Origin of the sequence: Bradyrhizobium sp. McL0616 (assembly GCF_049993385.1) — a bacterium.
GTDB lineage: Bacteria > Pseudomonadota > Alphaproteobacteria > Rhizobiales > Xanthobacteraceae > Bradyrhizobium.
The window spans coordinates 7,770,285-7,781,862 of sequence record NZ_CP188255.1; the positions used below are offsets into that span (position 1 = coordinate 7,770,285).

Annotated in this window: 11 protein-coding genes; 8 read left to right on the plus strand and 3 right to left on the minus strand. The window is 65.7% G+C overall.

Annotated features, from left to right (window positions below):
• Positions 1 to 22 precede the first annotated feature (22 nt).
• The 7 genes from ACPPVR_RS37500 to ACPPVR_RS37530 all read left to right on the plus strand — a co-directional run bounded on the left by ACPPVR_RS37500 (position 23) and on the right by ACPPVR_RS37530 (position 6,443).
• Entirely contained in the window at positions 23 to 1,417 is a 1,395-nt protein-coding gene (locus ACPPVR_RS37500) for a M16 family metallopeptidase (protein WP_426611512.1), read from the plus strand.
• A complete protein-coding gene (locus ACPPVR_RS37505; RefSeq protein ID WP_426611513.1) occupies positions 1,414 to 2,787 on the plus strand; it encodes a M16 family metallopeptidase in 1,374 nt (457 codons plus the stop codon). Before ACPPVR_RS37500 ends, ACPPVR_RS37505 begins: the two co-directional genes overlap by 4 nt.
• 117 nt (positions 2,788 to 2,904) lie before the next feature.
• Positions 2,905 to 3,321 (plus strand): alternative ribosome rescue aminoacyl-tRNA hydrolase ArfB, encoded by a 417-nt coding sequence (gene arfB, locus ACPPVR_RS37510; protein ID WP_426611514.1) that lies wholly within the window; start codon positions 2,905 to 2,907, stop codon positions 3,319 to 3,321.
• Between the two features lie 156 nt (positions 3,322 to 3,477).
• Positions 3,478 to 3,864 (plus strand): c-type cytochrome, encoded by a 387-nt coding sequence (locus ACPPVR_RS37515; protein ID WP_426616262.1) that lies wholly within the window; start codon positions 3,478 to 3,480, stop codon positions 3,862 to 3,864.
• Positions 3,865 to 4,260 carry a VOC family protein gene (locus ACPPVR_RS37520; protein WP_426611515.1) on the plus strand — a complete coding sequence of 132 codons (396 nt, stop codon included), beginning with the start codon at positions 3,865 to 3,867 and terminating at the stop codon, positions 4,258 to 4,260.
• A 35-nt stretch (positions 4,261 to 4,295) separates the two neighbouring features.
• Positions 4,296 to 4,844: a gluconate 2-dehydrogenase subunit 3 family protein gene (locus ACPPVR_RS37525; protein WP_426611516.1), complete on the plus strand. Its 549-nt coding sequence runs from the start codon at positions 4,296 to 4,298 to the stop codon at positions 4,842 to 4,844.
• A 30-nt stretch (positions 4,845 to 4,874) separates the two neighbouring features.
• The gene (locus tag ACPPVR_RS37530; protein WP_426611517.1) at positions 4,875 to 6,443 is read left to right on the plus strand and encodes a GMC family oxidoreductase; all 1,569 of its coding nucleotides are present in this window, start codon (positions 4,875 to 4,877) and stop codon (positions 6,441 to 6,443) included.
• A gap of 68 nt (positions 6,444 to 6,511) precedes the next feature.
• Here the strand turns inward: ACPPVR_RS37530 and ACPPVR_RS37535 are convergent, their stop codons facing one another.
• Positions 6,512 to 6,829, minus strand: coding sequence for a ribbon-helix-helix domain-containing protein (locus ACPPVR_RS37535; RefSeq protein WP_426611518.1), 318 nt, complete (start codon positions 6,827 to 6,829; stop codon positions 6,512 to 6,514).
• A gap of 250 nt (positions 6,830 to 7,079) precedes the next feature.
• Here ACPPVR_RS37535 and mutL point away from each other — a divergent pair, with 250 nt between their 5' ends.
• Complete coding sequence (gene mutL, locus ACPPVR_RS37540; RefSeq protein ID WP_426611519.1) at positions 7,080 to 8,891, plus strand: DNA mismatch repair endonuclease MutL; 1,812 nt, start codon at positions 7,080 to 7,082, stop codon at positions 8,889 to 8,891.
• Here the strand turns inward: mutL and rsmD are convergent, their stop codons facing one another.
• Entirely contained in the window at positions 8,892 to 9,449 is a 558-nt protein-coding gene (rsmD, locus tag ACPPVR_RS37545) for a 16S rRNA (guanine(966)-N(2))-methyltransferase RsmD (protein ID WP_426611520.1), read from the minus strand.
• Between the two features lie 2 nt (positions 9,450 to 9,451).
• Positions 9,452 to 11,575, minus strand: coding sequence for a pseudouridine synthase (locus ACPPVR_RS37550; RefSeq protein WP_426611521.1), 2,124 nt, complete (start codon positions 11,573 to 11,575; stop codon positions 9,452 to 9,454).
• Positions 11,576 to 11,578: the final 3 nt, after the last annotated feature.

An 11,578-nucleotide genomic window follows, 5' to 3' on the forward strand; every position in this document is an offset into this window, starting at 1 on the left:
GGCTCGGCCTTTCATAAGGATCATGATGTCCTCTTATCGATCGGCTGCCTGTCTCCTTGCCGCGCTGCTTTCGACGAGTATCCTCTCGTCCGGCGCCGCCCTTGCCCAGACCACGGTAACATCGGCCCCGCCCGCCAGCTTCACGCTCAGCAACGGCCTCCAGGTCGTGGTGATCCCGGACCATCGCACGCCCGTGGTCACGGAGATGATCTGGTACAAGGTCGGCTCGGCCGACGAGACCCCGGGCAAGTCCGGCCTCGCGCATTTCCTCGAGCATCTGATGTTCAAGGGCACGGAGAAGCATCCGGTCGGTGAGTTCTCCCAGACCGTGCTCCGCGTCGGCGGCAACGAGAACGCCTCGACCTCGGTCGACTACACCAACTACTACCAGCGCGTGCCCCGCGAGCAGTTGCCGACCATGATGGAATTCGAGGCCGACCGCATGACGGGCCTCATCCTCAAGGACGAGAACGTGCTGCCCGAACGCGACGTCGTGCTCGAAGAGTACAACATGCGCGTTGCCAACAGCCCTGACGCGCGCCTGAACGAACAAGTCATGGCCACGCTCTATCTCAACCATCCCTACGGTCGCCCGGTGATCGGCTGGCACCAGGAGATCGAGAAGCTCAATCGCGAGGACGCGCTCGCCTTCTACCGCCGCTTCTACGCGCCGAACAATGCGATCCTGGTGATCGCCGGCGACGTCGAAGCCGCCGATGTCCGCCCGCTGGTCGAGCGCAATTTCGGGCCGATCCCGGCCCAGCCGGCGATCCCCGCGCAACGCATCCGTCCGCAGGAGCCGGATCCGGCCGCGCCGCGCACCGTTACGCTGTCCGACCCGCGCGTCGAGCAACCCGGCGTGCGACGCTATTACCTGGTGCCGTCGGCAACGACGGCCGCAGCCGGTGAGAGCGCGGCGCTCGACGTGCTCGCGCAATTGATGGGCAGCGGCAGCAATTCCTATCTCTACCGCGCGCTCGTCGTCGACAAGCCGCTCGCGGTCTCCGCCAGCGCCAGCTATTCGAGCATCTCGCTCGACTCGACCCAGTTCGCGGTCGCGGCCTCGCCGAAACCCGGTGTCAGCTTTGCAGACATCGAGCAGGTGATCGACGGCGTCATCGCCGACATCGTGCAGAACCCGATCCGCGCCGAGGATCTCGAGCGCGTCAAGACCCAGCTCATTGCGGAAGCGATCTACGCGCAAGACAATCAGGCAGTGCTGGCGCGCTGGTATGGCGGCGCCCTGACCACGGGCCTGTCGATCGAGGACATCCGGAGCTGGCCCGATCGCATCCGCGCGGTCACCGCCGAACAGGTCCGTGAGGCTGCGCAAAAATGGCTCGAGAAGAAACGCTCGGTGACGGGCTATCTGATCAAGGACACCACACCCGCCAAGCGCGAGGAGAAGCGTTCGTGACCTATCCCTTCCTTCGCGCACGTCATTTCGCGCTTACTTTCGTCACCGGTGCGGCACTCGCGCTTGCCTCGGCGTCGCCGTCGCATGCGGCTGCAAAGATCCAGCATCTGACCTCGCCGGGCGGCATCGAGGCCTGGTTCGTCCAGGACGCGACCGTACCGCTGATCGCCATGGAATATTCCTTTGCCGGCGGCTCGGCCCAGGATCCCAAGGACAAGCCCGGCGTCGCCAATCTCGTCGGCGACCTCCTCGACGAAGGCTCCGGCGATCTCGATTCCAAGACCTTCCATGAGCGGCTCGACCGCCGCGCCATCGAGCTCTCCTTCAGCGCGACCCGCGACACCTTCCGCGGCAGCCTGCGCATGCTGCGCGACAACAAGGACGAGGCCTTCGACCTTTTGCGGATGTCACTGACCTCGCCGCATTTCGAGACAGCCGATGTCGAGCGCATCCGCTCCCAGGTCATCTCGAGCCTGCGCCGCGAGACCACCAATCCGACGTCGCTCGCAAGCCGCAAATTTTTGGAAATCGCGTTCGGCGATCACCCTTACGGGCGGCAGACCACCGGCACGCTGGACAGCGTGCCGACCATCACAGTCCCCGATATGAAGGATTATGTCGGCCGCATCCTTGCCAAGGATACGCTGAAGATCGCGGTCGTCGGCGACGTCGATCCCGCTACCCTTGGCAAGCTGCTCGATCACACCTTCGGTGCCCTGCCCGCCAAGGCCAATCTCGTGCCGGTTCCGGACGTCGACGCCGCCAAGCCGCCGCAGCGCGCCTTCGTGCCGCTCGACGTGCCGCAGACCGTGATCACCTTCGGCGGCCCCGGCGTGAAACGCAGCGATCCAAACTTCATGGCGGCCTATGTCGTCAACCACATCCTCGGTGGCGGCGGATTGTCCTCGCGGCTCTATCACGAGGTCCGCGAGAAGCGCGGGCTCGCTTATTCGGTGTACGAATCGCTGCTCTGGATGGAGCATTCGGCGGTCTTCATCGGCAACACCGGCACGCGCGCCGATCGCGCTGGCGACACCATGGACGCGATCGAGAAGGAAGTGCGCCGCATCGCCGACGAAGGCCCAACGCAAAAGGAGCTCGACGAAGCCAAGTCCTACCTCAAGGGCTCGCAGATGCTGGCGCTCGATACCTCCTCCAAGCTCGCGCAGGCACTGCTGCAATACCAGCAGGATAAGCTGCCGATCGACTATATCGAGAAGCGCAACGCCATCGTCGACGCGGTGACGCTGGACGACGCCAAGGCCGCCGCCAAGCGGCTCTGGGGCGATGGCCTCCTGACCGTCATCGTCGGCCGCGCCCCGCAGGCCGCCGTGCAACCGGCCGCAGCGCCGGCGACGAAGTCGAACTGACGTCTTCTTTACGCTTCCTGAAATGGCCGGGCTCGTCCCGGCCATTTGCGTTTCGCATGCGCGCCATTGCCGAATGGTGACGTCCGGGATATGTCCGGGCATCACGAATGGTGTTCCATGCTGCGGATATCCCGCGACCTCGTCATTGACGAGGACGACATCGAGATCGGCTTTGTCCGCGCTTCCGGCCCCGGTGGCCAGAACGTCAACAAGGTCGCGACCTCGGCGCAATTGCGCTTCGACACCCGCAAGCTGACCTTGCCGGAGGATGCGAGCTTGCGCCTTGCCCGGCTCGCCGGCCAGCGCCTGACCAAAGACGGCGTCATCGTGATCCAGGCGCAGCGCTTCCGCACCCAGGAGCGCAACCGCCAGGACGCCATCGACCGCCTTCTGGAGATTTTGCGCGAGGCGATGATACGGCCGAAGCCGCGACGGGCGACGAAGCCAACTTTCGGCTCCAAGCAACGTCGGCTCGACGGCAAGAAGCGCCGCAGCGACGTCAAGTCCAAGCGCGGGCGCGGTTTCGACGACTAGGGGCGGCCGTCGATCAAACCACGTGAGCAGCCCGAGGCGCGTCGCGCGAATTTCGCTTTGTTCTCGATCGAAACAGCCCGCTACTACCACCGCATGTTTGACGCCGCCTAGAGTTTGCGCACGCTGAATTTGGTGTGGATGGGCGGGCTCTTCGCGATGCGCGCGATCGTGCTGGGATTGTGCACCGCAGTGGTGCTGGTGGCGCGGGTTGCCGACGCGCAAATGCCGTTGCCGGCCGCAAAGCCGCCGGATGGCGCGACGCTGTTCAAGCAGCAATGCGCGGTGTGCCACACCACCAACCTGTCGGAACCGATGCGGCAAGGGCCGCCGCTGGTCAAGATCGTCGGACGACCGGCCGGCAGGGTCGAAGGGTTTCATTACTCTGACGGCCTCGCCAAAGCCGACTTCGCCTGGGACGAGACCCGGCTGGATGCATGGCTGACCAATCCGCAGGCTGTCATTCCTGGCGTGGTCATGGCCTACCGGCAAGCGAAGCCGGAGACGCGCGCCGCCATCATCACCTACCTCAAGGAGCTGAACTGAATGGCAAAGCCTGTCCATTCCATGATCCGCGTGCTCGACGAGGCGCGCGCGCTCGACTTCTACAAGCGCGCCTTCGGCCTCGAGGTCGCAGACCATCTGAAGTTTCCGGAGTTCGCGCTGATTTACCTGCGTCACCCATCCTCATCTTTTGAGGTCGAGCTGACGGTCAATTTCGATCGCAAGGAGCCGTACCAGCTCGGCGACGGTTACGGGCATCTCGCCGTCGTCGTCGAGAATCTCGATGCCGAGCATGCCCGCTTCGAGCGCGAGAAGCTCGCGCCAGGGCCGCTGCGCGACTTCAAGCACGACGGCAAGACGCTGGCGCGCTTCTTCTTCGTCAGCGACCCCGATGGCTACAAGATCGAGGTGATCCAGCGGGGCGGACGTTTCAACTGATCAATCCAAAACACAAAAATCCACGGAGGAACGCTATGAGAGAAGTCGATCGTCGAAGCAAGCACAGCCGCCGCGTCTTTCTCAAGGGCGCGGCCACCGCGGTGCCGGTCGCAGCCGTTGCAACCAGCGTCGCCGTCAGCATCGAGGGCGCTTGGGCCGATGATGCGAGCGCGCTGTCGCCCGCAACAATGAAGACGCTGCTAAAAGTCGCCCGCGACATCTATCCGCACGATGTGCTCGGCGACAGCTACTACATCACCGCGATCAAGCCGTGGGATGGCAAGGCGGCAAAGGACCCCGCCGTCAAGACGCTGATCAGCGACGGCATCACGCGGCTCGATCAGAACGCGCGCGATCGCCACAAGGTGGCTTACGCCGAAGTGCCCTGGGAAGCCGACCGCGTGGTGCTCTTGACGGAAATCGAGCAGAGCGACTTCTTCCAGAAGGTGCGCGGCGACCTCATCGTCTCCCTCTACAACCAGAAAGAGGTCTGGCCGCGGTTCGGTTACGAGGGCTCCTCCGCCGAGCACGGCGGCTACATCAACCGCGGCTTCGCCGACATCGACTGGCTGCCGAAAGCTTAAAGGCCCACCCAACGGTTCAGGAGAACGCAAATGGCAAAATTCGATCTGAACGATTCTGGCGTTGTGGTGATCGTCGGCTCCGGCGCCGGCGGCGGCACACTTGGCAACGAGCTGGCGCAGAAAGGCGTCAAGGTCGTCATCCTCGAAGCCGGTCCGCGCATCGAGAACCAGGATTTCATCAACGACGAGTGGGACAGCTTTTCCCAGCTCGCCTGGACCGATGCCCGCACCACTTCGGGAACATGGCGCGTTGCCAAGGACTTTTCGGGTCTCCCCGCCTGGATCGTCAAGGCGGTCGGCGGCTCGACCATCCATTGGGCCGGCGCGTCGCTGCGCTTCGACGAGCACGAGTTCAGGGTCAAGAGCACCTACGGCAACATTCCCGGCGCCAATTTACTGGATTGGCCGGTCACGCTCGCCGAGATGGAGCCGTGGTACGCCAAGGCCGAGAACAAGATGGGCGTGACCCGCACCAACGGCATTCCCGGCCTTCCCGGCAACAATAATTTCAGGGTGCTCGAGGCCGGCGCGAAGAAGCTCGGCTACAAGACCGTGCACACCGGCAACATGGCGATCAACAGCCAGCCGCGCGACGGACGCGGCTCCTGCCAGCAGATCGGCTTCTGCTTCCAGGGCTGCAAATCCGGCGCGAAATGGTCGACGCTCTACACCGAGATTCCCAAGGGCGAGGCGACCGGCAATCTCGAAGTGCGGCCGAGCAGCATGGCGGTCAAGATCGAGCACGACGCCAGCGGCAAAGTCACTGGCGTGGTCTATGCCGACGAGAGCGGTGCGATGCAGCGCCAGAAGGCGCGCATCGTCGCGGTTGCCGGCAATTCGATCGAGAGCCCGCGGCTGCTGCTCAACAGTGCTTCCACCATGTTCCCCGACGGTCTTGGCAATTCATCGGGCCAGGTCGGCCGCAACTACATGCGGCACATGACGGGCAGCGTCTACGCCGTGTTCGAGAAATCGGTGCACATGTATCGCGGCACCACCATGGCCGGCATCATCCGCGACGAGGCCGCCAACAATCCGAAGCGCGGCTTCGTCGGCGGCTACGAGATGGAGACGCTGTCGATCGGCCTGCCTTTCATGGCGGCGTTCCTCAATCCAGGCGCCTGGGGCCGTCCGTTCACCGCAGCGCTCGACGGCTATCCGCGGATGGCCGGCATGTGGCTGGTCGGCGAGGACATGGCGCAGGAGACCAACCGCATCACGCTCGACCCGGTCGTGAAGGACAAGTTCGGCCAGCCGGTCGCGAGCGTGCACTTCGACGATCATCCCAACGATCTCGCGATGCGTGCCCACGCCTACAAGCAGGGGGCTGCGGTCTACGACGCGGTCGGCGCGACCGTGAGCTATCCGACGCCGCCCTATCCGAGCACGCACAATCTCGGCACCAACCGGATGAGCGAGAAGCCGCGAGACGGCGTGGTCAACAAGTTCGGACAGAGCCACGACGTCAAGAACCTGTTCGTCTCGGACGGCAGCCAGTTCACCAGCGGTGCGGCCTGCAATCCGACTCTGACCATCGTCTCGCTGGCGATCCGGCAGGCGGACTACATTGCGGGTGCGATGCAGAAGAAGGAGATCTGATCTCTCAATCGTCGTTCTGGCGAAAGCCAGGACGACGTTGAGGATGCGGAAACAGCCTCGCGATCGTGCTATTCGGCCGCATCGAGAATGGGCGCGACGGTTGCCTTGAATTCCTGCACCGATGCCATCGTCTTCGAGCGGTAGATCAGGCAGGAGCAACGCAACAGCGAGGCGAAATTGTTGACCTCGCCATGATGGTCGAGGACTTCGTTGTAGAGCGTCGTCAGGAACTTGCCGAGGCTCATGCTCTCCCTGGCCGCGATCTCCTCGAGCGTGTCCCAAAACGCCATTTCCAGCCGGATTGACGTGCAGTGCCCGCCGATCCGCAACGAGCGGGTCTGGGACTCGTAGTCGCGTTGGGGCTGGTGCGCGAACAAATGGCACATGGCGTCCTCCCGTCCTGTTGCCGTTTTTTCACGATGCTACACCTGTGTCCGGCACCTCACAATCGGGACCGAGGCAGAAGACCGACCAGAAGCGGATGCGCAATTTTCTCGAACGTCCAGCGTCTTCAATGTGATAGACACCCCTCTTCCCCAGCCCGCCACGGACCTGTTGCCCAGCACATGCTTTTGACGCAACACGGCATAGAATAACGCTTCCTGCGAATCCCAGACCGAGCCCAAGATCGAGTTCATGCCCGTCCGCCAATTGCCAGAGCAGGTCGTCAACCGCATCGCCGCCGGCGAGGTGGTCGAACGTCCCGCGAGCGTGGTCAAGGAACTGGTCGAGAACGCGATCGATGCCGGCGCGAGCCGGATCGACGTCTTCACCGATGGCGGCGGGCGGCGCCGGATCGGCATCACCGACGACGGCGGCGGCATGACCGCGAAGGACCTGTCGCTCGCGGTCGAGCGCCACGCCACCTCCAAGCTCGACGACGAGGACCTGCTGCAGATCCGCACCCTCGGGTTCCGCGGCGAGGCGCTCCCCTCGATCGGCTCGGTGGCGCGGCTGTCGATCACCACGCGCCATGCCAGCGAGCCGCATGCCTGGGCGCTCAATGTCGAGGGCGGCGAGAAGTCGGACATCATGCCGGCGGCGCTGGCGCATGGCACGCGCGTCGAGGTCAACGACCTCTTCTACGCGACCCCGGCGCGGCTGAAATTCCTGAAGACCGACCGTACCGAGGCCGAGGCGATCCGCGAGGTGGTGCGGCGGCTCGCGATGGCGCGGCCCGATGTCGCCTTCACGCTGGCCGGCGAGGAACGCGCGCCGGTGACCTGGGCCGCTGCGCTACCGGGCGTCGCCGGACGGCTGACGCGGCTCGGCGACATCCTCGGCGCGGAGTTCCGCAGCCACGCCATCGAAGTCCATGCCGAACGCGAGGGCGTTGTCGTGGCCGGCTACGCGGCCGCGCCGGCGCTGACGAAGGCCAACGCGCTCGGGCAATATCTCTTCGTCAACGGCCGCCCGGTGCGCGACAAGCTGATCCTGGGCGCGGTGCGCGGGGCCTATGCCGATTATCTGCCGCGCGATCGCCATCCGGTGCTGGCGCTGTTCGTCACGCTCGATCCGCGCGAGGTCGACGCCAACGTGCATCCGGCCAAGACTGAGGTACGCTTCCGCAATGCCGGTCTCGTGCGCGCGCTGATCGTTCACGGATTGAAAGAAGGTCTCGCACGCGAGGGGCGGCGCACGGCCGCCAATGGTGGCGAGAGCGCGCTGTCGTCGTTCCGGCCCGCGTTCACGCCGCGTCCGGCGAGCTGGGACTGGCGGCAGTCGCCGTCCGCGCCGGCCGGCCCACTGCCATCTTTCGATGGATCGGCGGCCCCTGCCTTTGCGGAACGCGCGCAAGCCGCCTTCGACGTCGGCGCGCCGAGCGCCGACGTTCGGATCGAGACGCAGCCGGTGAACGACCTCGTCGATCGCCCGCTCGGCGCCGCGCGCACACAGCTGCACGAGACCTACATCGTCTCGCAGACCCGCGACGGCCTGATCATCGTCGACCAGCATGCAGCCCATGAGCGCATCGTCTATGAGCGGCTGAAGGCCTCGCTGGCCGCCAACGGCGTGCAGCGGCAGATCCTGCTGATCCCCGAGATCGTCGAGATGGACGAGGCCACCGTCGAGCGGCTGCTTGAGCGCAACGAAGAGCTCGCCTCGTTTGGTCTTGCGATCGAATCCTTCGGCCCCGGCGCAGTCGCGGTGCGCGAGACGCCGTCGCTGCTCGGCAAGGCCAATGCCGGCGGCCTGCTCCGCGATCTCTCCGAGCACATGGCCGAATGGGACGAGGCGCTGCCGCTGGAGCGCCGCCTGATGCATGTCGCCGCCACCATGGCCTGCCACGGCTCGGTGCGCGCCGGCCGAAGGCTCAGGCCGGAGGAGATGAACGCGCTGCTCCGCGAGATGGAGGAGACGCCGAATTCCGGCCAGTGCAATCACGGCCGGCCGACTTATGTCGAGCTGAAGCTCGCGGATGTGGAGAAGCTGTTCGGGCGGCGGTGATTACGCGTTGCGCTTCAAAAACACGAACTCCGTGTCGTCATACGCGCGCCGTTCCAATTCCTCGTAACCTTCGGGCGTCGCGAACTGCGCAGCCTTCGCCTCCTCCACCACCAGCAGCGCACCCGGCGTCAACCAGCCGCCGTCACGCAAGCTCGCAAGCGCCTTCTCGGCAAACCCATTACTATAAGGCGGATCGAGGAACACCAGCGAGAACGGTTCGACCGGATGGGCAGGTCCAAGATCGGTCGCGTCGCGGCGGTAGACCTTGGTCGTGCCGCCCAAGCCCAGCGCCTCGACATTGCTGCGCAACAGCGCACGCGCTTCGGCGCCATTGTCGACGAACAGCGTGAACTTCGCACCGCGCGAGGCCGCCTCGATGCCGAGCGCGCCGGTGCCCGCGAAGAGATCGAGCACGCGCGCGTCCTGGATCGGATCGTCATAGGCATGCACGAGAATGTTGAACACGGACTCGCGCAGGCGATCCGCCGTCGGGCGGATATCGCGCGAGGACGGTGAGGCGAGATTACGCCCCTTCAATCGACCGCCGACGACGCGCAACCCTAGTCCTCCTTCGGCGTCAGGTCGCGCTTGCCGTGATAACCGCGCTTGGGACGGCGCGGGGGGCCATAGCCGCTCGCCTCGGCCTCGTTGCGCTCACGCGCTTCGTCGCTGCCGGTGCGCTGCACCAGCACGCGACGGCCCTTGCGATCGTTGATCACGTCGCGCTTGACCGGCTTCTTCTCGGGCGGTGCATCACCGTCGCGCGAGGGGGACTTTTGCGGCACGTCGAACTGCGCGCCCGACTTCTCGATGATCTTGTCGCCGAGCTGGTCGCGCAGCACGCGCGACTTGATCTCCTCGACCTGGCCTTCGGGAACCTCGCCGAGCTGGAACGGGCCGTAGGACACGCGGATCAGCCGGTTCACCTCGAGCCCGAGATGAGCGCAGACGTTGCGCACCTCGCGGTTCTTGCCTTCGCGGATCGCGAACACCAGCCAAACATTGGCGCCCTGGTCACGCTCCAGCGTCGCATCGATCGGACCGTATTTGACGCCCTCGACCTCGATGCCGTTCTTGAGCTCGTCGAGCTGCGCCTGCGTGACGTCGCCATGGGCGCGAACGCGATAGCGGCGCAGCCAGCCGGTGTCGGGCAGCTCCAGCGTACGCGCCAGCCCGCCGTCATTGGTGAGCAGCAGCAGCCCTTCGGTATTGAAATCGAGCCGACCGATCGAGATCAGCCGCGGCAGGCCTTCGGGCAAATTGTCGAACACGGTCGGACGCCCCTCGGGGTCGTCATGAGTCGTCATCAGGCCGCGCGGCTTGTGGTAGAGGAACAGCCGCGTGCGCTCGCGCTCCGGCAACGGCTTGCCGTCGACAGTGACGACATCGTTCGAGGTGATATCGAGCGCCGGCGAATTGATCACACGTCCGTTGACGGCGACGCGCCCCTGCGTGACCATCTCCTCGGCATCGCGGCGCGAGGCAAGCCCCACCCGTGCCAGCACCTTGGCGATGCGCTCGCCGGCCTTCTTCGGCTTCGGCTCCTCTTCACGCCGCGGCCGGCGGTCGAAATCACGATCCCGCTCGCGGTAGGCGCCGCGGCCGCCGAAGGCCGGGCGCTTCTCGAAGATCCTGCTGTCATCCTCGTTTTCACGCCGCGGACGATCACCGGAACGATCTTCGCTGCGCGGATGCTCGTGCCAGTCGGAGCGGCCTTCGGAGCGCTCGCGCGGACGATCGAATTTCGGGCGATCACCGCCGCGCCCACTACGCTCGCCATCGCCGTCGCGACGGGGCCGATCGAATTTGGGACGATCCCCGCGCGGGCGATCAAATTTGGGGCGATCGAACTTGGGCCGCTCGCGGAACGGGCGATCGCCCGACGGACGATCATCGCGGGAGCGCGAGAACCGCGGACGGTCATCGCCGCCGCCTTCGCGCTTCTGCCAGGGCTTGTCCTGGCCGCGATCGGGGCCGCCAAAATCCTTGCGCGGGCCCTTGCTAAAATCCTTGCGCGGCGGTCGGTCGCCGCGCGGAGCTGCATCACGCTTCTGCCAGGGCTTTGAATCGCTGCGCTCGCTACGATCGCGCGGGCGGTCGTCAAAATTGCGTTTGCGATCGCCGAAGTCACGCGGGCGATCGCTGCGGTCCGGTGCACCGCGCGAAAACTTCCGCTCGCCGTCGAACTTGCGTTCCGGGCGGTCGCCACGCGGCGCGTACGGACGCTTGTCGCCAAACTTCTTCTCGCCGGACCTATCGGCGGGACGGGAGTCGTCGCGATCACGGCTGCGCGGCGGACGGTCGTCGCGCCCGTAGGACGGACGATCGCCGCGCGGCTTGAACGGGCGCTTCTCGCCGTCGCGGGACGGACGATCGGAAAACGGGCGGTCGCCACGCGGCTTGAAGCTGCGCTCGCCGCGATTTTCGCCGCCGCGGTCGTCGCGCTTGAATTTCGGACGGTCGCTGAAGTCGCGGCGCGGGGCATCGCCGTCCGCGCGGGGGCGGAACGGACGGGCCTCGCGGTCGCCACGGGGCGGGCGGGCGTCGCCCTTGCCCTCAGGGCCGCGCTTGGCGAACTTTTTCTCAGGGCCGCGCGGCTTGCCGGACCGGCCCTTCGGCGGGCCTCCCCTGGCCGGGCCTCGCCGGCCGCGGGAATCGTTGTCTTTGTCGCTGTCGCGAGGCATGAA

Excerpts from the sequence above, each read along its gene's own strand:
- ACPPVR_RS37520 (WP_426611515.1), top strand. The coding sequence starts at position 3,865 with ATGGCAAAGCCTGTCCATTCCATGATCCGCGTGCTCGACGAGGCGCGC.
- arfB (WP_426611514.1), top strand. The coding sequence starts at position 2,905 with ATGCTGCGGATATCCCGCGACCTCGTCATTGACGAGGACGACATCGAG.
- mutL (WP_426611519.1), top strand. The coding sequence starts at position 7,080 with ATGCCCGTCCGCCAATTGCCAGAGCAGGTCGTCAACCGCATCGCCGCC.
- ACPPVR_RS37530 (WP_426611517.1), top strand. The coding sequence starts at position 4,875 with ATGGCAAAATTCGATCTGAACGATTCTGGCGTTGTGGTGATCGTCGGC.
- ACPPVR_RS37535 (WP_426611518.1), bottom strand. The coding sequence starts at position 6,829 with ATGTGCCATTTGTTCGCGCACCAGCCCCAACGCGACTACGAGTCCCAG.
- ACPPVR_RS37515 (WP_426616262.1), top strand. The coding sequence starts at position 3,478 with ATGCGCGCGATCGTGCTGGGATTGTGCACCGCAGTGGTGCTGGTGGCG.
- ACPPVR_RS37500 (WP_426611512.1), top strand. The coding sequence starts at position 23 with ATGATGTCCTCTTATCGATCGGCTGCCTGTCTCCTTGCCGCGCTGCTT.
- ACPPVR_RS37525 (WP_426611516.1), top strand. The coding sequence starts at position 4,296 with ATGAGAGAAGTCGATCGTCGAAGCAAGCACAGCCGCCGCGTCTTTCTC.
- ACPPVR_RS37550 (WP_426611521.1), bottom strand. The coding sequence starts at position 11,575 with ATGCCTCGCGACAGCGACAAAGACAACGATTCCCGCGGCCGGCGAGGC.